This window comes from Agriterribacter sp. (assembly GCF_035444585.1).
Lineage (GTDB): Bacteria > Bacteroidota > Bacteroidia > Chitinophagales > Chitinophagaceae > Agriterribacter.
In genome coordinates this window covers 1-6,565 of record NZ_DAOMOZ010000244.1, presented here as the reverse complement: position 1 = coordinate 6,565, position 6,565 = coordinate 1, and the positions used below count along the sequence as shown (strand labels likewise).

Below are 6,565 nucleotides of genomic sequence, written 5' to 3'. Positions count from 1 at the left end.
ATGATAAGGAAACGGGCCCGGTTAAACGAAGTTCCGTTCGGGAAATGCAGCAGGCCTGGCGGTTTAATAATTTAGATGATCAGTTTACTTACCCCGATGGGCGTGGCTGTGCCATGGTAAACAGCTATGGCTATGGATTGCGGATCAGCAGGGATTGTAAGGGAAGAGCGTTTGTTGGTCATACCGGCGGGCTGCCCGGATTTGGAAGCCAGTGGGTGATCATGCCCGAGTATGGTATAGGCGTGGTTGTTTATGGCAATCTTACCTATGCACGCATGAGCGCGGTGAACTGGGCCGTGCTGGATACATTGATCTCCGGCGGCGGGTTAGCTCCGCGGCTGTTGCCTGTTTCACCTGTGCTGCAACAACGAAAAAATGAACTCGTGAAATTGCTGCCCGACTGGACCAACGCTGAAGAAAGTAAAATTTTCGCCGTTAATTTTTTTTCCGATCATTCATTAGCTGTTCGAAAAAAGCAGGCACAGGACATGTTTAAAAAAGCAGGAAAGATCATTCGTGTTGCTGAGCTGGTTGCTGAAAATCAATTGCGCGGGAGCTTTATACTGGAGGGTGAAAAAGCAGATATTGAAGTTTATTTTACACTCACGCCCGAATATCCCGCGCTGATACAGTATTTGGATATCAGCCAGGTGAAGAAAGAGTAAGAAAATATAGTTTTCCGCAAAAACAATATCTTTATGGAGATCAACTCCTGAACATTGTATTCATCCATCAACCTTTTTCCATGACACCTGCGTTAAATGTTTCCAATATCAACGGGGTTTTACTTGAGCTGGACAAAATCATTGCACAATGTGAGAGAGAAGGCAGCAGGGAAGCGTATTTTGCCGTGCTGTACCGGCAGATGACAGAGGCGGTGCGCAAAGGGATCTCCGATAATATTTTCGAGGACTGCCCCCGGATGGAAAGACTCGACGTGATTTTTGCTAAGCGGTATATCAGTGCATGGCATTGCTACCGGAATGCAAGCCCCTGCAGCTTATCGTGGCAAACGGCTTTTGATGCCTGTAAAAAGAACGACCTTACTGTAGTACAGCACCTCGTGTTGGGCATCAATACCCATATTAATCTTGATCTGAGCATTGCAGCAGCCGAAACAGCCCCGGGTCAGGATATTTTTAAAATGCAGACTGATTACGACCGTATCAATGATATTATCGCAACCGCTGCAAATGACCTGCAGATCAGGCTTGAAAAAATATGGTGGCCGATGAAATTGCTTACCCGGATTTCCAATGACAGGCACAAAGCGGTGATCAATTTCAGTATTTTAAAAGCAAGGCAAACGGCCTGGGCAAGCGCTGCGGCAATGGCCATGACAGAGGGTCCCGCAGAAAAAAATTATATCACCGGCCTGGATAATGGGGTTACCGCCATAGCCAATAGAATTATCGATCCCGGTATATGGGCTGCTTCGCTGTTAAAAATAGTGCGCTGGTCAGAGGAAAGAGATGTTGGTAAAATCATCAGCCTTTTAAAATAGGAAATAGGGCTTCAATTCAGTTTTGGTCCCTGTGCACCTTCCTGTACAACAGTTCTGCCGGATTTTCCTGACGCATCGAAAGTTTTAAATTTTAAAGTGCCCATTGCCGGGACGGGTCCATTGTATATCGCCGATTGCAAAGTAGGTTCCGATCCGTTGGTGGTATAATGAATACTTACACCGGGAAGCGCTACATTGGCTTTTGCCTGCCCGTTTTCGATGATCACCCCGGCAGGAGGTACCCGGTAAGCGTAACCGCCGTTGGTATGGGCCAGCCTGACAAACTCTTTTTGGGCGATGGTATTGGCAAATTGATTCCACCCCGTTTCCATGCTTTTGATCCTTTGCCCGCGGTTGGGTTGTGTTTCCCATTTTCTTTCGGGCGACCATGCGCTTTCCGAAAAGCCTATTAATTTGGGGAGCATATAATATTCCAGCATCTCTCTTCCTTTTATCGTTTCACTCCAGAGCTGGGCTTCAACGCCAATAATATTTTTCCGGGCCTCCGGTTTCAGGTTTTGCAATTTAGCAGCCGGTTCATCCCAATGCAGCTCATTGCCCATGGATCCTTTGAGGGTGGTGTTGAACATGTTAAAGGGAGCAAAGGCCCAGGCATTTTTGGTATCAATGAACCCTGCCCAGTATAACCCCGGTTCTTTAGGATCATTATTATAGGCAAGGTCAAAATAAAAGTTGGATACATTGCAGAGCACTACATTATAACCTGCATTGGCTAATTGATAAGCAAGATCGGGATAATCAAAAAGATTGTTCCAGGTATAGGGCACTACTTTTTTGTTTGCAAACTCCGGATTGGGAATATATTTCCCGGAGGCATCTTTTGTCAGGGCCACTTCTTCCCAGCCATGCACTTCTAAATTTCTTTTTTCCATCCGTTTTAAAAGTTCACGGAAGAAATAGGTTTGAAGGTTTTTGGGATCTTTGATCTCCGGGTGTTGGCGCAACAGTTCCAATGCTTCAGGCGACTGTGTCCATGCGCCCTCGGCTACCTCATCCCCGCCGGCATGAAATACATCCAGTTTTAAACCTGCTTCTTCATACATCTTTGAAAATTCATCTACCACTTTTTCAAAAAAGCGATAGGTTGATTCACGGGCTACATTCACCACATTGTCTTTATACATCTGGGCCGACAGGTATACCGATTTGTCGGCCGGGTCAATCAAACGGTACTCATTCGCTTCGGCTTCCTTTCCTTCCTTCATCAGGCGCTGGTAGCGGGCTTCCATTGATTTAATGGCAGCACGGGCATGCCCCGGGAAATTCAGTTCAGGTATAACTTTTATATGACGTTTTTTGGCGTACTTCAGTATTTCAATAAAATCTTTACGCGTGTAAAAACCGCTGCCGTAATGGCCTTTATCGTAAGCAAAGGGACCCGAACCATAAGCGGGATGTAATGCAGGCGCATCCATACTGCTTACGTGCGAACGTTGTGCGCCTACTTCAGTTAATTCGGGTAGTCCGGGAATTTCAACCCGCCAGCCTTCATCTTCGGAAGTGTACAGCAGGAAATGATTCAATTTGTATTGCGCCATCACATCCAGCACCCTGAAAACGGTTTCTTTTTCCTGAAAATTACGGCTCACATCAAGGTGCACGCTGCGGAAGCCGAATCGCGGGGCATCGTCAATGGTTACAAAAGGAACTGCAGCCTGCTCATTTTTATTGAGATAAACGGGAGGGGGTATAAGTGCCAGCAGGCTTTGAATGCCATAAAACACGCCTGCCGCATCAGCTCCTGTAATGGCAACTCCGTTTTCGCTTATGCTTAACTGGTAGGCCTCTTTCTTTTTCTCTTTAACGGCTGAAGGATCAACCGATAAATAAATGCTTTCATTATCTGCGGTTCCCTCACTTACAGCAAAGTCCTTACCTGTGATTTCTTTTAGCCTCGCTGATAATATATCTGCTTCGTTTTTCAGCGAAGAAGCGTAATGAATAGCTTTGCCTTCCAGCGAAAAACTGCCCTTGCCCTGTGAAAAATGTGCAGGTGTGGGAATGATGGGCAAAAGCTGATCCGGCTTCAGTACCGATAAGCCGGCGTTCTCGCGGTAGGCTTTGGCTGCAGATGCCGGCGCTTCCTGGTCGGCTGCGCCACGCAATAATTGTTCTTTCCGTGTAAACGGAACAAGGGTATAATCCTCTATTTTGGCAATGCGTTCTTCTTTTCCATCTCCGTCATAAAAAACAATATAAATGCCCAGTGGCTGGTCGGTTTCCTTTATTCTGCCCTCCGCGGCTTTATAGATGATATCAATGGAATCGCCTGCAGGCAGTGAAAAACCTGCATTGGGAGATAATTTATACCAATCACCATTGATGTGCTCAAGCCTTGCAGGTTGGGGCTGTTCGGGTTGAAGCAGGGGACTGGGAGCGATAGAAAAGAAAACTGCCCAGTTTTTATCGGTAAGCTGTTGTTCTTTTTTATTGACCAGGCTTATTCGTGCAGTATAGCCGGAGTCGGTAAAATTGCTTACCAGTTTCCATTTCATGCCAATAGAAGCAATATCATTGGTTTGTGTTTTCGGCTCCGGTTGATTGCAGGATATAAAAGCGGTAAATGCTGCAAGCAGCAAAAATGACAGTTTCAAATATTTCATGTTACAGATGAGTTGGGCTATAATATATATGTACAGGAGATACTTACTGTGGAATTATACTAATGATAAAAGGACTATTTGTGCGTAACCTGGCCGGTTCCGGTATGGCAGTTGAGAAAATACATGCCTCAAGGAGTATATCCATTAACAATTGCAGATACCGGTTCAGAAATACCCATCCTGTAAGCTTGTTTTTTGTTTTGGTGTTTTGCTTTGAAAGTCTGACGGCACTCTTCAAAAATATCCATAAAACGGCTTGGTGCATGTTTGCGACTAATTATAATAAGAAAAGAATGGATTATAACTATTTGACCATCAATAACTTACTTAAATATCCCGACTAAAATCCGACTAAAATCCGACTAAAATCCGACTAAAATTTATCTAAAAAGCTGCCTAATGTTTCAAAGTATTTCCGTCAATTTCCATTCTTTTTGATTATCAAATATTATCCTTCCCTTTTGCCTCAATGAAAGTAATAAGTTTGCAACCTTCTTTTTTTTCTGATCTTCACTTAAAGCGTCAGAAAGCTTATCAAAAAGCAAAATCTCAATAGATTTTCTTGTTGCTGTTTTATACTTTTTGAGGTAATCCATTATCATATCCCTGAAATGATCATCATCAAAACTCCGGTTTCTTATATATTGAGCCTTTAGTTCATCATCGTCTATAGGCTGAACTACATTAAAAGAGAGATAGCAGTTTTTCCGTCGCCCCTCAATGAATCCAAGTTTTTTTAAGTATCTAAATTCAGCATCACCGACCAGTTTTTTCTTTTGAACTTTGTCCAACAGAATAATTTCTTCAAGAGAAAGTTTAGGATTCTGAATTAAAATCCTGGCAAAATCCTCATCCAGTATCTTACCTGAAATTGTTACTTTCACCTTCCCCTCCGAAAGATCGTAATCAGGCAAAGGAAAAAAACGTTGCCGCTGAAAGTTGAATATCTTCCGTATACCACCTCCCTGCGTTTCTATCATATCAAGATTTTTCATGGCTTCCACCAAAAACGGATTGCGATAAATTTCTTCGGGTGAATCATTTAATACTACTTCTTCTACCGATTTTGGAAGAAAGGCTCCATAGTTAGAGAAAACTAAATGATCATCTTCAAATTCCACTACGTTAATTCTTGAACCTTTTGAATAATCCTGATGTGCAATGGCATTGTTGAGCGGCTCTCTGATATTAAAGGGATCGTACCTCATTACCTCGTCGGGGAAAAGCGTATTGTCTCTTAAATATCGGTATTTTAAATTTCGGATTTTCTTATAAACCTCATCAACAGTAAGAATAAAGGGAATAGAAAAAATTTCAAAATCTTTGTCCTCGTTTTTTACCGTTCTCAGATTCCATCTGATTTTCACGAAAGACCCCAGGAAATGTTCGGCTTCTTCTTTTCCCAAAAGGATCAATGCAGTTCTTGTAACTTTGCCCTTTATTGTCAGTTTTGCTTTGTCTAAAAATCTGCTATTTTCCCAATGAGGTTCTTCCTCCCGGTATTTCGGATTTCTCTTAATAAACTCAACCCTTGCTTTTTTAACCGCTTCTTCATCAAGATCGTCAATAGTAGCAGTCGGGATTATATGTGCAGACCAGTCAAAACTGATACTCTGAACTCTGATTCTTTCAATTTCCTCCAGGTTAAGGGGTACCAGACTTTCGCCGTCACGTCCATAAAAATGGCCTTCGTATGAAACTGGCATACCCTTTGGCGCCGGTGGTATTTGAAATAAAACCACACGCCCTTCCGGAAAGTTCAATTCGTAAATTTCGAGAAAAGTGATATGGTTAGAAGTCTTGTCCGCTAGTTCTTTTTTTAGTTTGTCTAAATCAGCCCTGTTTTCCCTGTATTTGGTACCAACAACTTTATGCTCTTTGTTTTCAATTCCAAAAACCAACCAGGCACCTTCCTTTTTCATCAAATTTGCCTCATTGCTTAAAGCAGAAAAATATTTTCCAAGTTTAGCCGAATCATATCCTGTCTTCGCCTCCTTAAATTCTACAATCTCATCTTCTGCTTCCAAATTTTGTAATTGGCGCAACTTTATCTTTAATTCCTGTCCTGTCATTTCACTTCAAATATTTTTTTACAAAAGCTAGATATTGGTGATATTTTAAACGGCTCTGAAAAGTTCATTAATTTATTAACCATTTGATTGATTGCAAAATAAGCAATTGTTAGCTCAATGTTGTTGAGGCAATCGTTTTATCTACCCTTCCTTCTCTTTCCTGCTTCCGGCATACAATTCATATTCAAGCAGCCGGCAATCAATGGTACTGGTATAAAATTCTATACGGCGACTGGCTTTTAACCCTGTTTTTTTAGCCAGTTCCAGGTTGCCTGTAAATACATAGCCGTAATAGCCTCTGCAGCGCTGTTTCATAAAATCGCCGATGCGTTTATAAGTTGCTTCCAGCTCCTGCACTTGTCCCA

The 6,565-nt window shown here is 42.6% G+C and carries 4 protein-coding genes and 1 pseudogene; 2 read left to right on the top strand and 3 right to left on the bottom strand.

The features are described 5' to 3' along the window. Both PLH26_RS18920 and PLH26_RS18915 read left to right on the top strand, forming a co-directional pair. Positions 1-665, top strand: a 665-nt coding sequence (locus tag PLH26_RS18920) for a serine hydrolase (RefSeq protein WP_324587585.1), incomplete at its 5' end; no start/stop codon positions are given. An 80-nt stretch (positions 666-745) separates the two neighbouring features. Beyond that, positions 746-1,504, top strand: coding sequence for a DUF5995 family protein (locus PLH26_RS18915; RefSeq protein WP_324587584.1), 759 nt, complete (start codon positions 746-748; stop codon positions 1,502-1,504). Positions 1,505-1,515: 11 nt separating this feature from the next. Here PLH26_RS18915 and PLH26_RS18910 read toward each other — a convergent pair whose 3' ends face one another. From PLH26_RS18910 to PLH26_RS18900, 3 genes and pseudogenes are all read right to left on the bottom strand, one after another. Continuing rightward, positions 1,516-4,119 (bottom strand): family 20 glycosylhydrolase, encoded by a 2,604-nt coding sequence (locus PLH26_RS18910; protein ID WP_324587583.1) that lies wholly within the window; start codon positions 4,117-4,119, stop codon positions 1,516-1,518. Positions 4,120-4,532: 413 nt separating this feature from the next. Beyond that, positions 4,533-6,200: an RNA-binding domain-containing protein gene (locus tag PLH26_RS18905; protein WP_324587582.1), complete on the bottom strand. Its 1,668-nt coding sequence runs from the start codon at positions 6,198-6,200 to the stop codon at positions 4,533-4,535. Between the two features lie 141 nt (positions 6,201-6,341). Further along, positions 6,342-6,565, bottom strand: a pseudogene (locus PLH26_RS18900) (class I SAM-dependent RNA methyltransferase); the annotation flags it as partial.